The sequence below is a fragment of the Thermorhabdus hydrogeniformans genome (assembly GCF_049310025.1).
GTDB lineage: Bacteria > Bacillota > Thermosediminibacteria > Thermosediminibacterales > Tepidanaerobacteraceae > JBJYKD01.
Genome location: NZ_JBJYKD010000007.1, coordinates 65,687 through 87,652 on the forward strand (window position 1 = coordinate 65,687; position 21,966 = coordinate 87,652).

Here is a 21,966-nt window from a genome sequence, read left to right on the forward strand (position 1 = left end):
CTCACGGCCTGAAAGATTTTAAATGCCGGCAGGGCTTTACGTCAAGGGGTTCGCTTTCGCCGCCGTGAGCATAAACGGCCTGCGCCCCGGAGGGTCCCCTCCAATTATCCCTCCCGGCGCCCCTTGACTCCGCCCGCCGGCTTTTGTTCGGCAGCTAAGCCGTGAGGCGGCTCCCGGCAGGGACGGGGCTCGGAGGTGCGGACAATGAAAAGAGGTCAGGTGCATGAAGGTAGTTTCAGCCGTAATAAAAGGCCGCAATAAAAAATTTTATAAAATTGTGATATAATAAACTAATAAAGGGAGGAAAGGTTGTGAGTAAAAGAGACAAGTTAATAAAGAAAATGAGAGAAAATCCAAAAGGAATAAGGTTTGAAGAACTCGATAACCTACTGGTTGGTATAGGTTTTGACAGAAGACAGCCACGCAAAGGTTCGAGTCATTATATTTATAGAATGGGCCCATATAAACTTGTCATAAAGCGAGAAAACCCTGTTAAGCCTGTTTACATAAAAGAAGCTATAGAAATAATAGATTTGATAGAGAAAGGAGAGAATCTGAATGAGTAGAAAGGATCTGGAATACTATCTTAATCTAAAATATCCCTTTATCGTCCGTCCTTTGACTGAAGAAGAAGGCGTAGGTTATGCAGTAGAATTCCCGGATCTTCCTTTCTGCATAGGAACCGGAGATACAATTGAAGAAGCCATAGAAGATGCGCAGAAAGCCAAAGCCGCATGGTTGGAAGTTTCCTATGAGGACGGCGATGAAATTCCGGAACCGGGAGACTCTAAAAAAGCTGTAAAAATACCTGGGGACTTATATCGTGCTATGGAAAATAGAGCAAAAAGAGAAGGGAAAACCGTAAATGAATATGTTGAGGAGATTTTAAAAAAGGTGGTTTAAAGTTAAACTCAGAAAAATCAATGTTAAAGGAGGATTTTTAATGCGAAAAGTTGTAGTCTTATTACTCGTGGCCTTGCTGGTGCTGTATGTAGCAGCCCCGGTGCTGGCAGAGCAGGAGATTACTCCCGATAAGGCCTTTGATAAAGAAGCTCTGTTGAGGAAATTCACATACAACGGCAAGGAATATGATGATCTGGTACTGGTCATACAAGGCACGGAAGGAATTTATGCTTATTACCTTTCAGAGTTCCTGGAGTGGCGACTTGAAAGCGGTGTAGTTTACGATTTGGATGATGAAAAAGTACGTGATTTTGTTATAAAAAATTTTTTGTCATGGGAAACAACGGGCTTCTGGATGTATCCGTCAGTGGAAATCATATCCCTGAACGGTGAACCCTGGCAGCTCACGGAGTATGCCGAATACATAAAAGAAACGGTCCATAACGACTTAAATCCGGGAGACCTGCTCTACGACAAAAACGGCGAGGCGTGGAAGTACTTTTGCAACCCAAAATACAACGGAGTGGCCAGTATTTTACTTAAGGGCAAAACCTCTCTATCCTTTCCCGTTCTCTGGGAAGATAAGATTTCCATGTATAACCCGCTAAACGGCGGCAAGCCGGTTAAAATAGAGACGGACGAGGAAGAAACCAAAAACGACGGGCAACAAAGTGTTCCGGACTTCAAAGACGGCGCGGTTTTGAAAGTGGGAAACCCGAAAGTCACCATCATTAAAAACGGGATTACCAAAGTCAACACGCTCTCGGTGGCCCCGCTGGCCCCAGGAGGCCGGACCCTGGTGCCCATACGCGGCGTCATTGACGAATTCGGCTACGACCTCGGCTTTAATTCGAGTAAAAATATTGTAACCGTAACTTCCGGCGGTCATAAAATTGAATTACCCGTAAATTCCAAAAAGGCTTATATAGACGGAAAAGAAGTCATTTTAGACCAGCCGGTGATAATCAAAAACGGGCGCACTCTCATACCACTCAGGTTTATAGCCGAGAATACCGGTTTTGATGTTACATATGAAGACGGGACCATAAATCTAATAAAGACGAAATAAGACCCTTTCTAAAAGGGGTCTTTTTTTATTGGGAGGGATAAGATGCCGAAGAAAGCAATTACGGCCATCCTGATAGTATTAATGCTTGTCGGGATTTTTCCACCGTCATTCGTACAGCAGTCCAGGGTCTATGCGGCAACAATCAGCGACCCCAAAGACATAAACCCGCCTGCAGGGGCTAAGTTAACTGTTGGTAATAGCTCTGATTGGTATTCTGCAGGCTTTTGGAAAATATATGTGGACGGCAAACTAACCGGCGACGATCTGTGCGTTATCGACCACCAGGAACTGTCACGTACAGGTAATTTGTGGAATATGCTTCACAAGAACACCATAAACGCATGGCTTGACGCATTTACCCCGGTCCCCAGCCCCACTGGGTATTACTCCGGTGCAACATTTTCTAAGGCGTTAGAAAGCTATAATTCGGGATATATTAAAACAATAATTTATAACAACAAGTCATCTCAGAGGCTTCATATAAGAAAACTCGGGGATCTGGCGGGTGTGGCCGGCATAACTTACGACGAAGACAAAAAGGAGGTCTATGTCCGGACAACGCAATTCCCCACCGGCGGCATTTCCTTTCCGTCGGGGGTCAAAGAAGGCGACAATATTACCTTCCAGCTGCGGGGCACGGCCTATGCCAATATTGAAACAAAAACGATTGGTTATGAATTTTACATTGACGGAAAAAAGGTTGCCTCAAACACAGTGTCCAAGACTTCCTTCAGCGACTCCGTATCCAAGGCTCTGACCGCCGGGAGCCACAGTCTGGTGTTAAAGGTGACAGACGGCGTGGGCAGGACCACGACGTATACAAAATCCATCACGGTCCAGGCAGGGTCTTCACCGCCGCCGCCCGCGGGGAATATAAATGCCGATTTGAAAATGACTCTTAATCCTCCTAAATTACAAACAGGCACCAAGGGGGATATAAATGTTTCTCTTGATGCGACAGGTTGTACATCATCCGGCAGCGGGCCTTTTGCATACAGATGGTGGGTAAAGTTAAACGGAACGTATATTACACCGGCGGACGGCGTTAATCCCGGTGACGGAAGTCCGTATTACTCCACTGTTGCTAAAAATGCTAAGCCCGGAGATGTAATTTGGGCCAAAGTAAAAGCATACGACTACAGCATAAACAAATATAGCGAGGCCGAAACGCAAAAGACGGTTTTAGAAGAAGGAGAAACCCCGCCGGATGAACCGCCTCCCCCGCCGCCTGTGCCTCCGGAGCCGGAAAACAAACCACCGGTGGCCAGATTTACAATGCCGTCCAGGACCGGCCAGGGGACTACGGTGGATGTAAAAAACAGATCTTATGACCCCGATGGTGAGATCATAGACGTTGAATGGGATATATCTCCTTCAACCGGGGCCGACGACAGCCTGGGTTTTGACGGCGGGACTATCACTTTCAGCAAGACGGGGACATACGAAGTTACATTGACGGTCACCGACGACCGCGGCGACAGTGACAGCATTACAAAAGAGATAGAAGTCACCAACGACCCGCCGGAGGCGGTCATATCGGCTCCGGATGAGGTTATTCAGGGCGATGATGTTGCTATACGTTCGAAGTCATATGATCCTGACGGTGAAATAGCCTCTACGGAATGGAATATATCTCCCGCTGATGGTGTCATGGGAACACTGGAAGGTGACAGCAGTACAATATATTTTGATAAAGTAGGGGAATATAAGATAACTCTGACGGTTGAAGATGAATTCGGCCTTTCAGACACCGCGGAAAAGACCATTACGGTCAAACCCGCCGTACCCAGGGCGTTTTTTGACTATACCGGCACACTGAAAGAAAACCGTAAAATTGTCCTGGACGCATCCCAGAGCAGCAGTTCGGAAAGATACCCGATATTGTGGGACAGGACTGAATGGCAGATATTACCCCCTGCCGGAGGGTCCACAGATGACATTAAGGTTGTTACTTCGTTTGATATGCAGAAAAGGACGGTACTTTTCAAGAAAGCCGGGGACTATACCGTCAGGGTTAGGGTAACGAATGCGGCTAACAATACCTCGGAGTGGTACGAAAAAGTCCTCACCATATATCCCGACCTGCCGCCGGTTGCCGATTTCTACGTATATAAGACGGTTTTACGCAACCCCGACGATGGAAACTACGCCGGCATCCAGCTTTTTGACATAAGCTATTCCCCCGATGGGGACACGATAAATTCGCGGATATGGAAGTATAAGTATGACAGCGACAATGACGGGAGTTTCGACGACGAAAGCTGGGTTATCCTCGACGGCGGGAACAACCTGTCACCGATACTAAAGACAAAGAATGTAGGGAAATATCTTTTTGAATTGAGTGTAAAGGAAGGGTTCGGAGAAGAGACCATTCCGGAGTTTATATCCCCGTCAGACTACAAAACCAGGGATACTTCGGATAAGACGATAAACGATAAGATATGCGAAGTCATAAACCTTCGGCCCGTAGTAGATTTTGAAGTGCTGAAAAAGCCCAAGGTAGATATAGTGTTTACAGTAGGGAAAGCAGATTCGAGTAAGACTCAAAACTTAAACAGTAAGATAAACAGCATCATTCAGACTAAACTTGCCGCGAAAAATATAGATGCACGCATAGAGGCGATAGAAACGGCAACAACTTCTACTCAGACACAAGATCCATCCGCGATTTTTTCGAATTGGGTGAGTTTCTACGTTGGAGGTTCCGGAACACCACCTTCAAACGCATGGAGTTACGACAGCAGCTTAAATGCCGTCGTATGCAGTATCGGCAGCAGACCTGCGGTTGGCTGGTATAACCCAAATGCTTTTTCTACGAAAGACTTGACTGTGAACTATAAGCTTGGGATACGCAATGACGCTACAGCATTTACACACGGGGAAATGGGATTCATGTTCCGGATGAAGGATGTAAACAACTACTACGTATACATTATAGACAACCACAGTGCCTGCGGCAATGTGCGCTATGATCAGAGAAGCGTACTCGCAAAAGTGGTCGACGGAAGCTTCCAGGTGATAAAAACCGGCAAGTCTTTCCCGTATTTCTATCGCGGGCAGACGTGGAACGTAAGGATAGAGGTCAAGGGCAACAACATCAAGATATACAGAGATGGCGGCCTTGACATTGAATGGACGGACACGGGTTCCAATTACTACAGCCAGGGAAGTTACGGATTTTATGTATGGGACCAGCCCAGCGCTTATTATAAAGATATACAAATAACCACCGAAAACATAAAGACACTGGATGAGGCCCTTAAAACCACCACCTGGCGGGATAATTCAGTTAGATTTGTGGTGAATATAAGCGATATAGAACTGCCGGAACTGAGCGATTCAACCAAACTTGCCAATATACTTTCAAACATGCTATCGAACGGCATATATTTCATCGGCCTGGGCACCGATACCAATAAAGCCCAATACCAGACCTTCATATCAAGGAATGATGGTAAAGGGGCGTTCTACTACAACGCAAACATGAATACAGCTCTCAATCAGACGGCGGATTATATTATCAGCATAATCCAGGCCATGCCTAAAACAATAGACCAGTATGTGTTACTGGGTGAGCAGGTAACATACAACACATATTACAGCGACCCTGAAAACGATCCGAAATACACCGAACGATGGAAATATACTCATAACCCGAACTACTTCGAAAACAGTCTTGGCCTTGCATCCTTTTCCGGGCAGTATATATCAGGGCCTGTTACTGTGTTTGATAAGGTGGGTAAATATGATGTTATCTTCCAGGCAAGGGACAATCCCAAAAATGACATTCGATTTGACAACTACCGTCTCTGGAGCTATATGCCGCTTAATAAATTAGTTCTTTACGTTCATAGAAAGCCTATAGCTCAATACGTTGTTTCAATGACTCCCGTAAATAACATTGTAACAAAAACTTATCAACAGCAGGATATTGATTTTTCAGGCGAAGGCGGCCACACCGCATATTGGGACCCTGTGTTTACGGCTCCGTCCGGCGAAGAGATAAAGACGATCGAATTTAAGACGGCACCGGCTTATGATGACCGTTACGAGCAGCAGCAAGTTACGGGATATAAAAACGGAACATGGTACGTCATAAAGGATTACCAAGACATTCATGGAAATTATTCGGGCGCTGTATCGGACGTAATTGATGTGACCGGTCAGGGGTTTACTCAAATACAATTTTACTTCGTAATGCATGACTCATCGGACTCCGCATCCGGCAGTCCGGACGGCTCTTACTATAAAATAACGACAACAGCAGGCGGGATAACGTCATATAATGTTACTCTGACGAGTATTTCATATGACCTGGATCATCAATCTGAACCGGCTAAGGGAATCGTTCAAGAAGAGTGGAAATGGAAGGAGGCAACCGCTACTTCCTGGAACACCGGAAAGCCCAGCACTCTGGCATTAAATAAAAACTATTTAGTTTGGCTCAGGGTAAAAGACAAGGAAGGTGCCTGGAGCGATCCCTACGTAAAAACTCTTTCTACAATGAATGAAAACCTGCCGCCGGTGGCCCAGTTTACTGTAAATCCATCCACTCAGGTTATATATAAGCCCATAACCATAACCGACCAGAGCTACGATCCGAACGGTGATCCGATTGCGGAGTGGAAATGGCGGGTGAAAAAGCCCGATGGAAGCTGGGTTAACTACGGTGGGACAAAACCAACAAATATAACCTCTTTAGGCATCGGAACTTATACAATAGAGCTGACTGTGAGAGATAATCCAAGGGTAGGAACGCCGCTATGGTCTGAGCCTTATACTCAGACTGTAACGGTCATACCGGAAAATAACAAACCTATAGCTCGCTTTACAATAGGACCGAATCCAATAATATCCGATGAACCATATAATCTGAATGATACATCTTATGATCCCGACGGTGACCCAATCGTGGCCAGGGAATGGAAGGTCCAAAAGCCTGACGGAAGCTGGGTAACGGTAAATGATTGGAAAAGCACTTTTGAAGAAATGGGCTTTGATGATGGAACATACAAGATACAGCTTCGGGTGCTGGACGATCCCACCAAAAGACATCCTGCTCTGACGCCGATGTGGAGCGATCCGTATACGGTGGCGGTCCAGGTGGAAGGGAAACTGATCGTTATTGGGGATTCGGGCAAAAACGTATATGCTGCGGGCCAGGCTCTGTTGCTTAATGCCAGGACCGAAGGGAAGGCATTTAAAGTTGAAGCTCAAATGTGGTATCCGCATAATGAATATACTTCAACGAATGTAACCACACTTAAACCGGATTCTGCCTTAACGGACCCTCCCCAGAATGTGATGACCTGGCACAGCCGGATGGAAAGGGGAGACAGGGATATTATCGTCATAATCCCCATGAAGACTGCCGACGGCACGTATCCGGTGAAGTTTACGGCGTACAAAAGAAAGAGTGACGGAAGTGTAAAAACTGCCGAAGACACCATATACGTCAAGGTAAAGGGAACCATATATGACTATAGTCACTCGGAGATAATCGGGAAATAAAAAGGCAACAACAACCCGCCGAAAGGCGGAATAAGTCCCCGGCCTTCGGGCCGGGGAAAAGCTTATCTTTCAAAATAGACAAGTATCAGAAAAAATATTATAATGGAGGCGAAGATATGAACTGGGAGAGGATTTTAATGGATGCAATTATAGCAGGTATTTTTGGGGTTATTGTAGCGCTCTTAAGCAATATATTTATAGACTTGAGAGGGTATAAAAAAATAGACAGCAAAATAGGCGCTCTAGACAATACGACGTTGAGTGGGCAGCATAAAAAAATTGTAGGGCTTATCAACGAACGGCACAATAGCATCAAGGAAGTGCTAAGTGAAAAGACGGGCTCAATCTTGGTTAAAGTGGAAAATATCAATGCAATTCTAAATAAAAACGAAGGAAGATATGAAAGTCTGAATCTGGACCAGAAGGAAATCAGAAACCATGTCTTAAAACTTGTAAATAACTGGGAAGAACTTATTAAAGAAAATCAGGAGTTGAAACAGGTAGTAAGAGAATTAAAAAAGGAGAACGATAAACTCAAAGCGCGGATTAAAGAACTTGAGTATGAAGAAGAGCGTGAAAGGTGAACGCTCTTTTTTGGTATGGCTCTAAAAACGGTATAAGGAAGTGAATAAAATGCCATATAACAAACGTGGTTATCGATACTGGCTATCTCTTGGAGAATATAGAAAATTGTATCCGAACGATTTTATCTTTTATCCTATACCCGACTATAGAAAGGATTCAAGTATATGCAAATGGTGTGGAAGGCCACTCAAAAACAAAAGGCAGTCCAGTTTATGTTCAAAGGACTGTAGAGTGAGTTTTAAAAACTTAACTGTATGGCACCGCGGTATTGCACCCTTGCCATACAGGATACTTTGCAGAGATAACTTCACTTGTCAGGATTGTGGACGGTTTTTGGCCTATAGAAACCAGTACGGGATGTATATACCCGTAGGAGTAGACCTTGAAGTGCATCATATAATACCTGTATGTGAAGGGGGAACAGATCATCAAAACAATCTAAAAACATTATGTCGCGAATGTCATTTAAAAAAGCATAGCATAAATCTTGTGAAGGGGGTTTTGCTATAGTATATCTACCTGTCGTAGCAGTGCTCGGATGCCTGAGCTATGTTGACATTAAAAAGAGGGAAGTGCCGGATCTTGCGGTACTGGCCCTCTTTTTATATTCCCTTTTTATCGTAAAAGATTTAAAAGCTTCATTTATCATGGGAGGAAGCATCTTTATCATTCAACTGCTGCTGGCCGTTGTAACCAACGGCGGTGTGGGCGGCGGGGATATTAAGCTATTTTCTGTTGTGGCGTTTCTTTTAGGAAACGATTTATACCTTTTGGCCTTGCCTATGGCGATACTTATGGCTGGAACAACGCTGTATTGTTTAATCACTAAGAAAGGCTTGCGGTATTCGGTGCCTTTTGCGCCGTATATCTTTATTTCATTTCTATTTTACTGGGGGTGGATTCTTGAAAGATCATTTTAAATACTTTGTGACATTCTGTTTTCATAGAAGTCTGTATATGATTGATGTGATGCGGGGCTACTGCGACGGTAAATGTGACTCATGCGGGAAGTGTAAGAACAGTACTATAATCAAACCTGTTGATAAAGATAAAATAGATTTTTTCGAGGAATACCTTATTAATCATCAGTTCAGAGTGGCTGAGGTTTGTTTAAAAGCGGCTGATTTTCTCGGATTAAGCAGGGAGAAAACCAATTTATTGGTTCAGTGTGCTTTATTACATGACGTGGGTAAATTTTTTATCCCTGAAGAGTTGTTGATGAAAAAAGGTCCATTGACGGAAGAAGAATACGAAGATGTCAAAAAACATGTGGAGCTTGGAGTTTTTTATCTTGAACAGAAGCATTTTAATGAGGAATTGGTGAAAATTATAAAACATCATCATGAGCGTTTTGACGGGGCCGGGTATCCCGACGGTCTTTCGGGCGATAGAATACCGTATCTTTCGCGAATACTGGCGGTTTGCGATGCTTTTGACGCCATGACTTGCGGCAGGCATTATAAAAAGCCCGTAAACAAAGAAACGGCAATTAGAGAACTTTTAATGAGTTCAGGGAGTCAATTTGACCCAGAAATAGCGGATGCTTTTATTTCTCAGTTTGTGAAAAAGGAGGTCGTATAGCAATGTTTAAGATAGGACTTGATTTGGGATACGGTTATGTAAAAGGGGTAAATGAGGCGGGAAAGGGAGTTGTTTTCCCTTCTCTGGTTTCCGCCGCCTACGACAGGCCGCTTTCGGCCCTGTTCGGCGGGCAAAAGGAAAATCCGATAAGCAACATGCATCTGGTTATTACCAATGGGGATAAAGAGGAGTACTTCGTCGGCGAGCTGGCCCGACGGGAGGGGCACAATGTTTCTTATGCCTTTGACGAAGACAAGATCAATCACCCGTCCACAAAGGCGCTGCTGGCAGCGGCCTCGATTTTGCTGTTCCCGGAGGAGGGCACGCCGGTACACCTGGTAACGGGTCTGCCGCTGGAACAGTTCGTAAATCAAAAGGCTGAATTTGAAGACATGCTGAAGAACTTCAAGATTATTGCAAGCTTCAAAGGAGACCAGAAAGTTAAGATCATAAAGTTCGCCAGGGTGACTGTATTCCCCCAGGCCGCCGGGGCCGTATACGGCGCCATATTGGACAACATACAGAAATACTTAATTCCGGGCAGCTACATCGGCCTTATAGACGTGGGATTCAAAACAACGGACTTTATTGCTTTCATTGCAGAAGACAAGCTGGTAATCCGGGAGGATCTCTCCGGCACCATAAATGTCGGCATGGCCGCTGTAAACTCTGCCGCGGATAAGTTGTTCACCCAGAAGACAGGCTCCAAGCTGGACATACCCGAGCTGATGAGATTGATTAACACCGGAAAGATATTTTACAAGGGCAGGGAATTGGATTTTTCCCGAGAGCTTGCCACTGTAAAAGCGGAAATATCTAGGGTTATAAAGGACAGGATAAAATCGGCCTGGGGCAGCAAGATGGATTTCTTTAACACCGTTTTTCTTGCCGGCGGCGGGGCAAAGGAGCTGCAGGTCGGTCTTTCGGACATATATGAAAAAACGATCCTGGTGGAAGATCCCCAGTTTGCCAACGCCCGGGGATTTTTAAAGGTGGCGGCGATAGAGGAAAGGAAGGTGGCCGCTTCGTGAACGGTATAGACCCCTACAGAAATGCCTGGAATCTGATGAAGCAAATGATGGACGAGTATTCCAAAGAAAAAAAGTATCTTACCAATCGAGAAATTAAGTATATCATCAGGACGTGCGAGAGGGGGATTGATGTTTATGCGGCCTTCAATCCGGATTTTAAGAAGGATTGAGGGCCTCTTTCCTTTGAGGCTTTATCATGTTAACATCTGCATCCCCGGTAATACAAGGCCTTCAGGGTGGAATTTCTGGTTTTTGTTAACATAAACAGAGCTTATAATGTTAACATTTTCCGATTTTTATTGTCTCTAAACCGCAATGTTATTGAAATTAACGGTGTTAACAAGTTTGCGTTAACAGCCGTATGCCTTGGTTTTTAAGGCTGTGCGGGTAATATTTTTGGTTTTTGTTAACATATTTTAGATTTATCTTGTTAACATCTTTTGCAATTTGGGTTCTTAAATCCGCATGGATTCTGGTTTTAGCGTGTTAACAGCTTCTTGTTAACAGCTACAAGCATTGCAATATAAAGCTTTTGTGACAGTATTTTTGTTTTTTGTTAACAATTTTAAAATTTACTTGTTAACACTTTTCCGGTTTAGAAGCTTCAAACCTGCATTGTTACTGCAACAGCCATGTTAACACGTTTGTGTTAACAACGGAAAGCCTTGATTTTAAAGGCTTAAAAGGCAGTATAACTGAATTTTGTTAACATGTGAGTTATTATATTGTTAACATTTTTATAATTCATGCACGATAAACCCGCATTACTGCTGGTTTTAACAATGTTAACGGCGCATGTTAACACATATATTTTTTATCATGATGTAATCCTTGTCATATAAGGGTTTGATCATGTTAACGGGAGATGAAATTAATGAGCAAGACTTACGGCTTTAGGCTGGGAGAAAATGACGGCGATCTTGAAAAGATATTAGAACCCATGACGGGAAGGGATAGAAGTTTTTACATCAAGACGGCCATCAGGTTTTATGCCGCCTGCGGAGAAAAAATAGACAGCATGGCCGCCGAAATAAAACAAATCCACGCGCTTCTGGAAAGCGGCAGTCTTCCGGCTGCTAAAAAAGGCAAAAGACCTTCGCCGGAAGGTCCCGAAGAAACACCGAAAAATCCTGGCATTGATGCGGAGGAAATAATCCGGGAAAGCATTATGGATATCATTAACTGGGGGAAATAAATCCTTAGACCAGCTAAAAAAAGTCAAGTAGCAAAGCAAAACAATTTCAATCAAAAAAAGACAATATTAAACCAAAGCCAACAAAAAGACGAACATTGGCCTTTGAAAAACCAACAATATTCACTTTCACCAAAAATTTATACAGACATCTTTAATGGACTTAACCTTGCTTCTTCAAAAGCTTTTAAATGCTCTTCAGGGGTAATTAACCTGAAAGGCTTTTCATCCCTCAACACAGCAAAAATATACCTTACAAGCTTATGCATAACAGCCACAAGGGCAACATTTTTGGGCTTTGATTGAATTTTACCCTCATAATAGTCAACCAGTACAGGATTAAAATAATCACCATTTCTCTTTTTTCTGATAGACGCAAGAGCGGCCGTATAAAGCACCCTTCTGAGAAAAGGAGAACCACGCTTAGAGATCTTAACCTGAGAGCCCTTAAATTTACCCGATTGAACGACAGCAGGGTCTATACCACAAAAAGCAACAAGCTTTTTAGGGCTTTTGAAATTGCAGAAATCCCGTATCTCAGAAACAAAACAAGCAGCAGACAAAATTCCAAACCCCGGAATAGAACCAACAAGCTTAATCTCCCTGACATTCGAAGAAAGATCCCTGATTTTACACTCAATAACCCTCAACTGCTCATTCAAAGCCCTTAAAACAGCAATATCAGCCAGAATAGCAATTTCAGCAGCAGGCGGAGCACAGCCTAAAATCAGAGCCTCTCTTGCCACATCAATCAAAGCACCATACTTCTTCAAAGCCCAATTGCGGCCCTTGCGAGAAAGTTTAGCAATATTTTCCACCAAAGTCTTCTTATCAGCCTTTAAAAGCTTATTAGGAGAAGAAAAATTCTCAAGTATGTATAAAGAAGACTCAGAAGTAATATCAGAAAACACCTTATCATAATTGGGGAAAACCTGACCTACCAAACTAACGAGGTGATTTTTATACTTCGTAAAATCATCTGACAACCTGAAATATTGACGGCAAAGGATATTTATCTCTGCCAAATCCTCTCTGGGAGGGCGAACGGGCACAGCCTCACCCAGCAAAAACAAAAGTGCAATCCTGTAAGCATCCACCTTATCATTTTTCACTTTTCTAACCTTGATATTTTTGATAGAATTGGATTGGATAGGATTTACCATCCACACATCAAGGTTAGATTGGTGAAAGAAGTGGAACAGGAGCCTGGAGTAAAACCCAGTGGCCTCCATGACCAGGATGCACTTGGAACCATACTGGTATTCCACTTCTTTCAACCTTTTTAAGGCCAAATTTAAGCCCTCCAGAGTGTGCAGCACTTTAAAAGGCTTGCCTAACTTCTTCCCATCAGGCCCTACCATGCAGAGATAACTGAAATCCTTTGAAACGTCAACTCCCACAACAATATTGTTTTTCACAAAACATCACCTCGTTTAACAGTTTTAGAAAGAGTGGAATCCATATACCACTTGAGGATACATCCTTGCAGGTGAAACGAGGATACCCCAGAGGGTCCCAACCAGCCTAATTGTATATACTCAAGGGATGGAAGATACGCTAACTCAAGGGAATAAGCCAGTGAAGGCCTCCCAGGAGGTATGTGCATCGATACCACTCTTCCATGAGTAATTATACATTAAAGCTCTCTTTAGGTCCCCCTGGGGTACCTCGAAAGTTAATATTCGGGTTTGTATAGCCTTTTATATCTAAATACATCTTACAAGGAGGTTTTTAAAATGATTAACAATGATTCTTCAGAAAAAATAGATGAGCTTTCAGATATTCTGCAGGTAGAAGGAGTAAAAGCAAAAGGTTATGGAATTATACCAAAGATTGTCATGCAGGACCCGAGGCTTACCATATCTGCCAAAGCCATTTATGCCTATATGTGTTCTTTTGCCGGAAGCGGCACAACGGCCTTTCCGTGTGTGGAAAAGATTTGTAAAGACCTTGGAATAAAGGATTATAACACTTTTAAAAAAACACCGCAATTTGCTTGAAAAGTATGGTTACATAAGAGTGGAGCAAAACAGAAAAAACGGTTTTTTTGATAAAAACGTCTACACGATTATCGATAAACCGGCTCCGGTTGAAACAGTTTCCGATGATGATGAGATTGAAAATTTGTTTTTCAAGGTGGTCGGAAGGAGAAAGGATAGTTTTATAAGGATTTTGAAAAGCAAGTTTGATCGAAAGGATATTATCAACAAGATTAGATTTTTGGAAGAGTATAAAAAGACGCATGAGGTAAAATCTCCTGAAGGCTTTATCTTTGAGGCCTTGAAAAATGGTTATGAACCTAATGAGGATTTTAATAAAATCGACATGGTTGTTTGCACTAAATGCGACGGTTTGGGATATATTTTTGATCCTGATAAGAATATAGCTTATCAATGTTATACATGCCAGGGCAAGGGCAAAATCAGCGCCGAAGCTGAAAAAGCTTGATATATAAGGATTTTTACCGTTAGTGAAATTTCCCGTAACGGGAAAAACCCGATACGGGAAATTCCCGTTACGGAAAAATTCACGTACTAAAATTAACAGTATATATTAAAATTAACAACAACAACCTTTTTTCTCAGCTACCGCTGAGGTTGTTGTTTTTTTTTAAAATTAAAAGCTTAATAAAGACGGCGGTATAAACAGATTTGCCCGAGTCTGAATACACCTGAATTGTGGCTTTGCATCGTGCCGTCGGAGGCCTCCGGCACCATGCAAAGCTTTTGATTATATTTTTTTCTCAGGTCCGGGCACCATTTCCCCTTCGGGTCAATCGTGCCCTTTTATGGAAGCAGGCTCCAGCCTCACGGCCCTGACCATTATAAACGCCGGCAGGGCTTTGAGTCAAGGGGTAAAGCTTGCGCCGCCGTGAGCATAAACGGCCTCCTCCCCGGCCCTTGCGGGCCGGGTCCCCTCCATTTATCCCTCCCGGCGCCCCTTGACTCGACCTGCCGGCATTTCTTTAGCAGTTAAGCCGTGAGGCGGTTGCAAAAAAACAACAATGGAGGGGATTGACAATGAAGAGCGTGAGAATGGTCAAAGACGGGATTGATGAGGTGAATTACAAAAAGTTTGTAGAGGCGGTTTTGAAGGATTTAAGAAGGTACAAGGAAGATGCAACGAGAAAAGATGCGGAAGATATAGCAGCCATGTACCGCCATCATTTTGCTATTTGGAAGGAGAGATGAAAAACATGAAGGGGCATCCGATGGAGTACGAGCTGAGGTTTATCGTCTGGTGCGGGATTAATGATGCGCTTAAAAAAGCAATTGAAAGGAAGGATGTGGAGGCGGCAGTGACTTTGAAGGAGGCGGTGGAATTTTATAACAGGAAGTTCATAATTTGCGGGAAGGAGCTGGAGGATCTCTTGAACGAGCTGGAATATTTAAAAAAATGATTGCAGCCTTGCGGAGGTAAATCCGATGAAGCATGTTTTGTTTTTATTCTTAAATGGACTGTGATATAATATTCTTGAAATAATCTTATGGAGGTTTTGAACATGAGCATACCGCAGGAAAAAATTTTTGAGCTGTTGAAAAAATTGCCTGATGAAGATAAAAAAGAAGCGCTGAATTTCATGGAGTATTTGTATGAAAAAAGGAAAAAAAACTTGAAAGAATTTCTTGAAAGTGTCCCGGAAGAAGATGAGGAACTATCACCGGATGAAATTGAAGCTTTAAGGCATGCTGAAAACGATACATCGGAGCCAATAGAGAAAGTCGCTAGGGAGTTAAATTTCAAATGGAAGTAGAAATTAAGAAGGAGGCAAAGAAGGCCCTAAAAGCTCTTGACGGGATAATAAGACAGCAAATCGCTGATGATATATTAAAATTAATTCATTTTCCTGAAACAGCGGGAGTTAAGAGACTAAAAGGCAAACCGATAAAATACAGGCTTCGTTCCGGTGACTGGCGCATAGTTTTCAGCGTTGACTGGGAAAAGAACAAGTTATACGTGGAATCAATCAAACATAGACGAGAGGTTTATAAATAATTTGAAATTGCGAAATCCATCCCTAAAAGGATGTGGTAAAAAATGTCTGAAACAGCAAGTAAATTAAACGATATCGTGTTGTCGTTTATTAAAGTATTGACATCGAAAGGCATAACGATCGAAAAAGTGTATTTATACGGCTCCCAGGCAAGAGGCACATCAAGGGCAGATAGCGATATAGACCTAATTATAGTGTCGCCAACGTTTTCCGGAATGCCATTTTGGAAACGATGGGAGATTATCGGAGATGCGCTGGCTGAAGTGATGGAGCCTATAGAAGCCTTAGCCTTATCACCTGAAGAATTTGAAGAGAGAAAAGAAAAAAAGGCCGGTTTTTTACACTATGTTTTAGAACAGCCGGAAACGGTTGATGTGATTTAAGGTCAAGGTGGTGATAGTGATGAGCATATTGAAAGAACAGGCTTATAAAATAATCGATCTAATCCCTGAAGATAAGATGAAAAAGGTACTTATCATACTTAAAGAATTAAAGGAAATTATAAACGATGAGATTGACGAGTTTGATTTGCAGCTTGCAAAAGAAGCTGAAGAAGCGTTAAAAAAAGGTGAATTTATATCCTTTGAGGAGGTTTTAAAGGAGGCCGGCATTAGTGAAAAAGACTTACAAGATAATATTTGAGAAAAAAAGCGGCAAAGTACTTAGCCGGCCAGACCTTGCAACAACAAAAAAGGCTTGCACAGCGATTGAAGTTATCCGACGGTGATGTAAAAACTATTAAAGGGCATGAAATCCACTGAGGGTCGGAGATTGTAGAGTTATCGGAAATAGCCGGGAAGGGATAAAATGGGGAAACTTAAGTTTAATTTTAAGATTAAAGTGGCGGTAGTCATATTTATTGTACTTGTTTTTTGTTTTTTTGCAGGTAATTATAGGTTTACTCCACTTGCAGCGGCGAAAGCTCATTTCGATGTTGGAAAGAATGCGGTGTCTCTAGGAGATGTAGATTTCGGTTGGAGTAAGGTTTACATTTTCGATACGGCTAATGGCCCTAGGACAGTAATTTCAATTAAGTCTTTATTTTTGTGGAGGGCTCCGGCGGCTGTACACTTCGAGACATCAAGTGATGCTATAAAAACTGTTGGATGGATGAGTTATACTGATAAAAGAGGTCAGGCAACAGTATTTGCGGTTGAGACAACTGATCCTCAAGTTGCCTTCATTGAAGCTGGGCCAGAGGATGATAGAGTAAGAAAAGAAATTGAAAAAGGGAGTCCCACAATATTTTCTTGGAATAGGGCGATTCGATCAAATGATGAATTAAAGCCGATAGCTTTTTCAACAGATGGTACTCCGCTTTACGAATATAGGTATCCAAAGAATACAAATGTTTTTAGAAGTGAGGAACTTAAATGGTATTCAGTAAGCGGGGATATATAATTGACTAATCCAAAGTGCGGAAGTTGATTGAAATCTATTGTCATAAGATGTGTTTAAAAAAAGTGTTCGGGGTGAATAAAATCCACCCTCTTTTTTTTCAAAAAAATAACTCAAAATGATCATTAAAAGGTAACTCATCATGAATAAATACCCATGTTGAGTTTAATTTATGCAAGTAGCGGAGGCTTAAAAACGATGATAGGTTTGACCACTTTTGTCACATACTGGGTGAGAAGTCCATGTTTTTCATAAGGCAGGATAAGGGCGTGTGCTTCATACGCACACACATGCCAGGCAAAGCCTGGCAGTAAAAGATTTTTTAGAGGCGCTTTTAAAGGTGCTCTTAATATATATTGTATGCTAATTAGGTGCTACATTATCTTTTAACCCTAATTATATAAGCTTTTTCGGATGTGCTATAAAGGCGCTTTTTATTTTTGCAACTAAATTTAAGAGAGGAGAAATTATTTTATGAAACACTTTTCTATGTGGCTAGATGATAATTTATACAATTCACTTTCGACAATAGCAGCCCAAAGGAAAGAAAAAATGGCGGTTGTCATTCGTCGCATTCTTACGCAGTATGTCGCCGAAGAAAACGCCGCCAATGGCAGAGACGTAATTTGCAGCGCAGTGAGAAGTTCCATGAGAGACGTGTTAAAGCCGGTGGAGGACCGCCTGGCAAAGCTGGCTACAAAGGCTACTATAGCTGCTGCAACTTCGATGTTCTTGAACGTGCAATGTATTGCAGACTTGGGTAAGAACAACGCAGTGGAGCTGTATAACGATGCCAGAAGCAAGGCTGTTGCATACATAAGGGGAAAGGCTGATGAGGAAGAATGAATACGCCTTTTGTATTCATAAACAGTTTTAAAGATCCTGAAAGAGAAATAAATGCCCAGGGGAAGAATGCTGGACATGTCGAGTATATAGGGACAAGGCCGGGCGTGGATATGGGAGATATGGAAATCACTCCCGACATGGATGCCGGGCATATAAAATACATGGCCGAGCGGCCAGGGTCCCACGGGCTTTTTTCCCAGGAAGAGGACATCCCCGACATGAACAAGATTCAAAAAGAACTTTTAAATCACAAGGGGGTATCCTGGCGGTGGATCCTTTCCCTGGAAGAGAGTGACGCCGTAGATTTGGGATACACAAATCGGGAAGCCTGGATGAAAACCCTTCGCGCCACCATGAAAGACGCTGCTGCCGCTATGGGGATAGCGGAATCCAACCTCCGGTGGGTGGCGGCCTTTCACAGGAAAAGAGGGCATCCGCACGTCCATATCCTCTTGTGGGAAAAGGAGCCAAAGAGAAAGCAGGGCGAACTCTCCGAAGGCGAGGTCCGGGACATAAAAAGAATATTCATGCAGGAAATAGATGCGATGGAAAGAAATCGGCTTGAAGCGGAAAAGACGGCTTTAAGGGATTTCATAAGGGATACTGCCAGAAGCAGTATACTCAATCTAAACAGGGGAGAGGAAGCCAGAGCGCTTATCGGAGAAAAACCCGGACTTGAGCCGCTAATGGCTCCTGAGACAAGAAAGGAATTGATGCTCAAGCTCAATGAACTGGCTGCAATAATGCCGGGCCACGGGCGTATCGCATTGAAGTACATGCCTCCGGCGGTAAAGGAAAAGGCGAGGGATATCTCCGCCTGGCTGCTTGCACAGCCGGGCTTTTTAAATTCATTGGAAAAATACAAGGACCTTTCGGAACAGCTTGCGAAATACTATGTCAAAAAGGATGAAAAGCTTGAGGAAGCTGCCGACAGAGCTTTTAAGGATATCCGGGACCGGGTTGCACAGCTTGTTCTGAAGGGAGCCGTGGATGTCCAGAAGGTGGAGAACATCATCGAGCAGAAGCCGGATGAAGCGGACTATGAAATTTCTGAGACAAAAGAATATATTGAAGCGGGGGGAGGGAAACATCAGAATAAAGACGAAAGTATTTCCGAGAAGGCAGCGGAGAGACTATGGAGGACCGTTTGTTTTTCTCTGGGCAGGGAATACCGCAGGCTGTTTCCTGATTCGAAAATTCTCAGACCGAAGATAGGAAAAGAACTCAAGGATGAACTCCTTAGCGGCTTGAACAATCTGGCTGCGAGTATGCCGAATCAGCAGGGGAAACCGTCGTATGCATATCTTCCTGAAGAACTTAAAAAGCAGGCGAGGGAGACTGCAGAATGGCTGCTGGGCCGTCCAGAGCTTCAGGGCAGGTTCAGCCGTATAAAAGACAGGGAAGACATTGTATTGAGGATGGCAGAGCAGGTTGTTTCGAGGGCCTGTGGACTTCTGCCGAGGGAAATCCCTGAGGATTTGCGTTTTGTAATGCATGAGGGGAGAAGAGATATGGTGGTGCATAAGATACGTGATGCTGATGCCGACCTTGTGGCGGATGATTATGAGGAAGCCGTATGGACGGCAGGGGCAATATACCGCACGATGGTTTATCTGAAAGAGAAGGAAGACGAGGCGTGGAAAGCGGCGGAAGGGTTTGCCGCAAAAGCCGGTATTTCGGATAATGATTTAAAGAATGCGGTCGGCAGGGAGATAAAGCGCATTGAATATATCAAAGATAAGGGCCTTCCGGAAATCGTCAGCCGGGACGACTGGCAGCGAATGATGGAAAACCTGGGCCTGAAGGAGGAGGAATTCCTCCGGCCATGGTTTGGCGTAAAGGAAAAAGACGAAAGCGAAATAGAGGCAAGTCAGAAGCTACGGGACGAATTAGGCGTAACACTTATGGAAGAACGCATAGCCGGTGCTATTGAAGCTTTCGAAAACTCATACTTTCATAACGAAGATCCTCAGGAACTTCGATGGACCATAACCACAATGGCTTCCACACTCAAGGCCATGAACATAGACGAACCTGAGCGGGCCAGGATCGTCAGGGACTGGTGCCAAAGAAGCGGCGTAAAGATCACGGAGGCCAGGCTGCGGGATGTTCTGGACAGAACCACAATAGCCGACACAGATATATGGCTTAGCAAAAAAAGCTGGGGCAGATTGATGAAAAACCTGGGATTTGAGGCGGAAGACGCTCCTGAATGCCCGTGGCAGGTTGGAAGACCCATGCCGCTTTCCGAAAGGATTGCAGCCAGTGTATGGAAGTCCGCATGGAAGACTCTTGAGCGGGAGAGGTCGAAGGCAGAGGCACAGTCCAGGTATGCCAGCATGATGACGGAAAAGAAGGCAGAGAAGAAGGCTAAGCGATATCTTGTGACCGATGCGGCGATAGACAGAGAGGTGGAATAATGGAAAAAGAGAAAAGTTTGCCAATCCCCCAAATTATGATTATAATGGGAATAGTTATAGCGGAAGCGTACCTTTTATTTATTCATGCTGAAAAGAATGTCAAAGGGGTGCTTGAAATGGACACTCAGGGGATTGTAGCGATTTTTGTGGCATTGATCGGTGTGGCAGGCGGGATATGGGCGCAATACGTGCAGTTCAAGAGGGATTCCGGAAGAATTGGCGAGGTGAAGTCTGATACCAGCGAAATAAAGCCGGTTGTGAAAAATGTCGATGAAAATGTAAAAAAAGTAAGAGACGAGGTTGTGGAAAAGATAGTTCCCAACCTTGGAAAACTGGACGGGATCAATATTCTGGTTGATGCATACAAAGTGGAGCAGGCTATTAAGGAGAGGCAATCGCCAAACCTTGTAGACAGAGATGTGTTGATAGGCACTATTGAGTTAATCTATGAGGAAAACGGCAGGTTGATGGACAACTATAGAAGGGCGCTGAGGAAAATAAAGGAGCTTGAACTGGAAAAAGCAGCGCTGGAAAAGGAACTTCACGAGTATAAAGAATCAGCGTCAAGAAAACCGGATAGAGAATTATGATGATTAAAAGATAATACAGTTTTATCATGAACAAGGCAGCTTTGCATCGAGCCGTCGGAGGCCTCCGGCACCATGCAAAGCTTTTATTATACCTTTTTTTCAGGTCGGGGCACCATTGCCCCGGGCGGGTCAATCGTGCCATTTTATGAAAGCAGGCTCCCGCCTCACGGCCCTTGCCATTGTAAATGCCGGCAGGGCTTTACGTCAAGGGATTCGCTTTCGCCGCCGTGAGCATAAACGGCCTGCGCCCCGGAGGGTCCCCTCCATTTATCCCTCCCGGCGCCCCTTGACTTCGCCTGCCGGCTTTTGTTCGGCAGCTAAGCCGTGAGGCGGTGTTGAAAAAACAAAAGCGGAGGGGAACGGCGATGAAGAAGGCGTGTGCGGTAGAAGATGGGTTTCGAAATGTTAAAAATAAAGCTGATGGAGGAATGAAGAATATAAAAGGGCATCCGATGGAGTACGAGCTGAGGTTTATCGTCTGGTGCGGTATTCACGATGCACTTAAAAAAGCAATTGAAAGGAAGGATGTGGAGGCTGTGGAGACTTTGAAGGAGGCGGTGGAATTTTATAACAGAAAGTTCATAATTTGCGGGAAGGAGCTGGAGGAGCTCTTGAGGGTGCTGGAATCTATAGGGAGGGAATAACGTATATGGCTAATTTTGACAGGTATATAACAAATGATTCAAAAGGCGTGTCTTGAAAGCGATTCAAGAAGCATGATGGAAATGCAGCCGGCTATAATTTGCAGAAGTATTTATCTTGAAGGGAGGGGGGATGTGAAGAAATATATTAAAAACTTTCTTGAGAATGATGAGGATTTAGCATAAGGAGCAATTTGAAAAGGAG

The 21,966-nt window shown here is 43.6% G+C and carries 26 protein-coding genes; 25 read left to right on the forward strand and 1 reads right to left on the reverse strand.

All coding sequences use genetic code 11. The features are described 5' to 3' along the window. Positions 1–311 precede the first annotated feature (311 nt). The 11 genes from ACKX14_RS05165 (at position 312) to ACKX14_RS05215 (ending at position 11,875) form a co-directional block, all read left to right on the forward strand. Positions 312–566 (forward strand): toxin HicA, encoded by a 255-nt coding sequence (locus tag ACKX14_RS05165; RefSeq protein WP_422445332.1) that lies wholly within the window; start codon positions 312–314, stop codon positions 564–566. Beyond that, the gene (locus ACKX14_RS05170) at positions 559–903 is read left to right on the forward strand and encodes a type II toxin-antitoxin system HicB family antitoxin (protein WP_422445334.1); all 345 of its coding nucleotides are present in this window, start codon (positions 559–561) and stop codon (positions 901–903) included. Before ACKX14_RS05165 ends, ACKX14_RS05170 begins: the two co-directional genes overlap by 8 nt. 40 nt (positions 904–943) lie before the next feature. Further along, complete coding sequence (locus tag ACKX14_RS05175; RefSeq protein WP_422445336.1) at positions 944–1,972, forward strand: copper amine oxidase N-terminal domain-containing protein; 1,029 nt, start codon at positions 944–946, stop codon at positions 1,970–1,972. A 42-nt stretch (positions 1,973–2,014) separates the two neighbouring features. After that, complete coding sequence (locus ACKX14_RS05180) at positions 2,015–7,483, forward strand: PKD domain-containing protein (protein ID WP_422445338.1); 5,469 nt, start codon at positions 2,015–2,017, stop codon at positions 7,481–7,483. A gap of 116 nt (positions 7,484–7,599) precedes the next feature. Continuing rightward, complete coding sequence (locus ACKX14_RS05185) at positions 7,600–8,067, forward strand: hypothetical protein (protein WP_422445340.1); 468 nt, start codon at positions 7,600–7,602, stop codon at positions 8,065–8,067. Positions 8,068–8,116: 49 nt separating this feature from the next. Then, on the forward strand, positions 8,117–8,578 hold the full coding sequence (locus ACKX14_RS05190) for an HNH endonuclease (protein WP_422445342.1): 462 nt from the start codon (positions 8,117–8,119) through the stop codon (positions 8,576–8,578). 20 nt (positions 8,579–8,598) lie between these two features. Further along, positions 8,599–8,988 (forward strand): prepilin peptidase, encoded by a 390-nt coding sequence (locus ACKX14_RS05195; protein ID WP_422445344.1) that lies wholly within the window; start codon positions 8,599–8,601, stop codon positions 8,986–8,988. Then, positions 8,972–9,649: an HD-GYP domain-containing protein gene (locus ACKX14_RS05200; protein WP_422445346.1), complete on the forward strand. Its 678-nt coding sequence runs from the start codon at positions 8,972–8,974 to the stop codon at positions 9,647–9,649. Before ACKX14_RS05195 ends, ACKX14_RS05200 begins: the two co-directional genes overlap by 17 nt. A gap of 2 nt (positions 9,650–9,651) precedes the next feature. Next, complete coding sequence (locus ACKX14_RS05205; protein WP_422445348.1) at positions 9,652–10,680, forward strand: ParM/StbA family protein; 1,029 nt, start codon at positions 9,652–9,654, stop codon at positions 10,678–10,680. Then, positions 10,677–10,850, forward strand: coding sequence for a hypothetical protein (locus ACKX14_RS05210; RefSeq protein WP_422445447.1), 174 nt, complete (start codon positions 10,677–10,679; stop codon positions 10,848–10,850). The genes ACKX14_RS05205 and ACKX14_RS05210 overlap by 4 nt, the downstream gene beginning before the upstream one ends. A 704-nt stretch (positions 10,851–11,554) precedes the next feature. Next, positions 11,555–11,875 (forward strand): hypothetical protein, encoded by a 321-nt coding sequence (locus ACKX14_RS05215; RefSeq protein ID WP_422445350.1) that lies wholly within the window; start codon positions 11,555–11,557, stop codon positions 11,873–11,875. A gap of 137 nt (positions 11,876–12,012) precedes the next feature. On the opposite strand, the gene ACKX14_RS05220 is transcribed toward ACKX14_RS05215, so the two are convergent. Continuing rightward, a complete protein-coding gene (locus ACKX14_RS05220; protein ID WP_422445352.1) occupies positions 12,013–13,290 on the reverse strand; it encodes an IS110 family RNA-guided transposase in 1,278 nt (425 codons plus the stop codon). A 318-nt stretch (positions 13,291–13,608) separates the two neighbouring features. On the opposite strand from ACKX14_RS05220, the gene ACKX14_RS05225 reads away from it, so the two are divergent. From ACKX14_RS05225 to ACKX14_RS05290, 14 genes are all read left to right on the forward strand, one after another. Beyond that, on the forward strand, positions 13,609–13,872 hold the full coding sequence (locus tag ACKX14_RS05225; protein WP_422445354.1) for a helix-turn-helix domain-containing protein: 264 nt from the start codon (positions 13,609–13,611) through the stop codon (positions 13,870–13,872). A gap of 19 nt (positions 13,873–13,891) precedes the next feature. Continuing rightward, complete coding sequence (locus tag ACKX14_RS05230) at positions 13,892–14,320, forward strand: hypothetical protein (RefSeq protein ID WP_422445356.1); 429 nt, start codon at positions 13,892–13,894, stop codon at positions 14,318–14,320. Between the two features lie 572 nt (positions 14,321–14,892). Next, on the forward strand, positions 14,893–15,063 hold the full coding sequence (locus ACKX14_RS05235) for a hypothetical protein (protein WP_422445358.1): 171 nt from the start codon (positions 14,893–14,895) through the stop codon (positions 15,061–15,063). A 20-nt stretch (positions 15,064–15,083) separates the two neighbouring features. After that, positions 15,084–15,272, forward strand: coding sequence for a hypothetical protein (locus tag ACKX14_RS05240; RefSeq protein ID WP_422445360.1), 189 nt, complete (start codon positions 15,084–15,086; stop codon positions 15,270–15,272). Between the two features lie 102 nt (positions 15,273–15,374). Next, positions 15,375–15,626 carry a hypothetical protein gene (locus ACKX14_RS05245; protein WP_422445361.1) on the forward strand — a complete coding sequence of 84 codons (252 nt, stop codon included), beginning with the start codon at positions 15,375–15,377 and terminating at the stop codon, positions 15,624–15,626. After that, a complete protein-coding gene (locus ACKX14_RS05250; protein ID WP_422445363.1) occupies positions 15,617–15,868 on the forward strand; it encodes a type II toxin-antitoxin system RelE family toxin in 252 nt (83 codons plus the stop codon). The genes ACKX14_RS05245 and ACKX14_RS05250 overlap by 10 nt, the downstream gene beginning before the upstream one ends. Before the next feature lie 42 nt (positions 15,869–15,910). Then, positions 15,911–16,249 carry a nucleotidyltransferase domain-containing protein gene (locus ACKX14_RS05255; protein ID WP_422445365.1) on the forward strand — a complete coding sequence of 113 codons (339 nt, stop codon included), beginning with the start codon at positions 15,911–15,913 and terminating at the stop codon, positions 16,247–16,249. Positions 16,250–16,268: 19 nt separating this feature from the next. Further along, complete coding sequence (locus ACKX14_RS05260; protein WP_422445367.1) at positions 16,269–16,508, forward strand: hypothetical protein; 240 nt, start codon at positions 16,269–16,271, stop codon at positions 16,506–16,508. Positions 16,509–16,673: 165 nt separating this feature from the next. Then, complete coding sequence (locus tag ACKX14_RS05265) at positions 16,674–17,267, forward strand: hypothetical protein (RefSeq protein ID WP_422445369.1); 594 nt, start codon at positions 16,674–16,676, stop codon at positions 17,265–17,267. Between the two features lie 471 nt (positions 17,268–17,738). Further along, a complete protein-coding gene (locus ACKX14_RS05270; protein WP_422445371.1) occupies positions 17,739–18,110 on the forward strand; it encodes a hypothetical protein in 372 nt (123 codons plus the stop codon). Beyond that, complete coding sequence (mobP3, locus tag ACKX14_RS05275) at positions 18,107–20,530, forward strand: MobP3 family relaxase (protein WP_422445373.1); 2,424 nt, start codon at positions 18,107–18,109, stop codon at positions 20,528–20,530. The genes ACKX14_RS05270 and mobP3 overlap by 4 nt, the downstream gene beginning before the upstream one ends. Then, complete coding sequence (locus ACKX14_RS05280; protein WP_422445375.1) at positions 20,530–21,120, forward strand: hypothetical protein; 591 nt, start codon at positions 20,530–20,532, stop codon at positions 21,118–21,120. Before mobP3 ends, ACKX14_RS05280 begins: the two co-directional genes overlap by 1 nt. Positions 21,121–21,485: 365 nt before the next feature. Continuing rightward, the gene (locus tag ACKX14_RS05285) at positions 21,486–21,764 is read left to right on the forward strand and encodes a hypothetical protein (RefSeq protein ID WP_422445377.1); all 279 of its coding nucleotides are present in this window, start codon (positions 21,486–21,488) and stop codon (positions 21,762–21,764) included. 33 nt (positions 21,765–21,797) lie between these two features. Beyond that, entirely contained in the window at positions 21,798–21,947 is a 150-nt protein-coding gene (locus ACKX14_RS05290) for a hypothetical protein (RefSeq protein WP_422445379.1), read from the forward strand. The last annotated feature ends 19 nt before the right edge of the window (positions 21,948–21,966 follow it).

Coding starts and splice junctions, on each gene's coding strand:
- ACKX14_RS05190 (WP_422445342.1), top strand. CDS start 8,117: ATGCCATATAACAAACGTGGTTATCGATACTGGCTATCTCTTGGAGAA.
- ACKX14_RS05245 (WP_422445361.1), top strand. CDS start 15,375: ATGAGCATACCGCAGGAAAAAATTTTTGAGCTGTTGAAAAAATTGCCT.
- ACKX14_RS05235 (WP_422445358.1), top strand. CDS start 14,893: ATGAAGAGCGTGAGAATGGTCAAAGACGGGATTGATGAGGTGAATTAC.
- ACKX14_RS05255 (WP_422445365.1), top strand. CDS start 15,911: ATGTCTGAAACAGCAAGTAAATTAAACGATATCGTGTTGTCGTTTATT.
- ACKX14_RS05250 (WP_422445363.1), top strand. CDS start 15,617: ATGGAAGTAGAAATTAAGAAGGAGGCAAAGAAGGCCCTAAAAGCTCTT.
- ACKX14_RS05265 (WP_422445369.1), top strand. CDS start 16,674: ATGGGGAAACTTAAGTTTAATTTTAAGATTAAAGTGGCGGTAGTCATA.
- ACKX14_RS05260 (WP_422445367.1), top strand. CDS start 16,269: ATGAGCATATTGAAAGAACAGGCTTATAAAATAATCGATCTAATCCCT.
- ACKX14_RS05240 (WP_422445360.1), top strand. CDS start 15,084: ATGGAGTACGAGCTGAGGTTTATCGTCTGGTGCGGGATTAATGATGCG.
- ACKX14_RS05180 (WP_422445338.1), top strand. CDS start 2,015: ATGCCGAAGAAAGCAATTACGGCCATCCTGATAGTATTAATGCTTGTC.
- ACKX14_RS05170 (WP_422445334.1), top strand. CDS start 559: ATGAGTAGAAAGGATCTGGAATACTATCTTAATCTAAAATATCCCTTT.
- ACKX14_RS05290 (WP_422445379.1), top strand. CDS start 21,798: ATGATTCAAAAGGCGTGTCTTGAAAGCGATTCAAGAAGCATGATGGAA.
- ACKX14_RS05205 (WP_422445348.1), top strand. CDS start 9,652: ATGTTTAAGATAGGACTTGATTTGGGATACGGTTATGTAAAAGGGGTA.
- ACKX14_RS05215 (WP_422445350.1), top strand. CDS start 11,555: ATGAGCAAGACTTACGGCTTTAGGCTGGGAGAAAATGACGGCGATCTT.
- ACKX14_RS05270 (WP_422445371.1), top strand. CDS start 17,739: ATGAAACACTTTTCTATGTGGCTAGATGATAATTTATACAATTCACTT.
- ACKX14_RS05285 (WP_422445377.1), top strand. CDS start 21,486: ATGAAGAAGGCGTGTGCGGTAGAAGATGGGTTTCGAAATGTTAAAAAT.
- ACKX14_RS05280 (WP_422445375.1), top strand. CDS start 20,530: ATGGAAAAAGAGAAAAGTTTGCCAATCCCCCAAATTATGATTATAATG.
- ACKX14_RS05175 (WP_422445336.1), top strand. CDS start 944: ATGCGAAAAGTTGTAGTCTTATTACTCGTGGCCTTGCTGGTGCTGTAT.
- mobP3 (WP_422445373.1), top strand. CDS start 18,107: ATGAATACGCCTTTTGTATTCATAAACAGTTTTAAAGATCCTGAAAGA.
- ACKX14_RS05225 (WP_422445354.1), top strand. CDS start 13,609: ATGATTAACAATGATTCTTCAGAAAAAATAGATGAGCTTTCAGATATT.
- ACKX14_RS05185 (WP_422445340.1), top strand. CDS start 7,600: ATGAACTGGGAGAGGATTTTAATGGATGCAATTATAGCAGGTATTTTT.